General features: G+C 61.4%; 1 pseudogene. It reads left to right on the top strand.

Going from position 1 to position 267, the window contains the following annotated elements:
* Positions 1–267 (top strand): annotated as a pseudogene (locus tag KUM38_RS41430) (ketol-acid reductoisomerase); the annotation flags it as partial.

The following is a 267-nucleotide window of genomic DNA, read 5'->3' as shown; positions in this document are numbered from 1 at the left end:
GGTTACCAGCCGGAGATCGCCTACTTCGAGTGCCTGCACGAGCTGAAGCTGATCGTGGACCTCATGTACGAGGGCGGCCTGGAGAAGATGCGCTGGTCGATCTCCGAGACCGCCGAGTGGGGCGACTACGTCACCGGTCCGCGGATCATCACCGACGCCACCAAGGCCGAGATGAAGAAGGTCCTCGCCGAGATCCAGGACGGCACCTTCGCCAAGAACTGGATGGACGAGTACCACGGCGGCCTGAAGAAGTACAACGAGTACAAG

The organism is Streptomyces sp. AC558_RSS880 (assembly GCF_019049255.1).
In the GTDB taxonomy this organism is placed as follows: domain Bacteria; phylum Actinomycetota; class Actinomycetes; order Streptomycetales; family Streptomycetaceae; genus Streptomyces.
The sequence above is the reverse complement of the archived record's forward strand: the minus strand, read 5'-3'. Positions and strand labels throughout refer to the sequence as shown.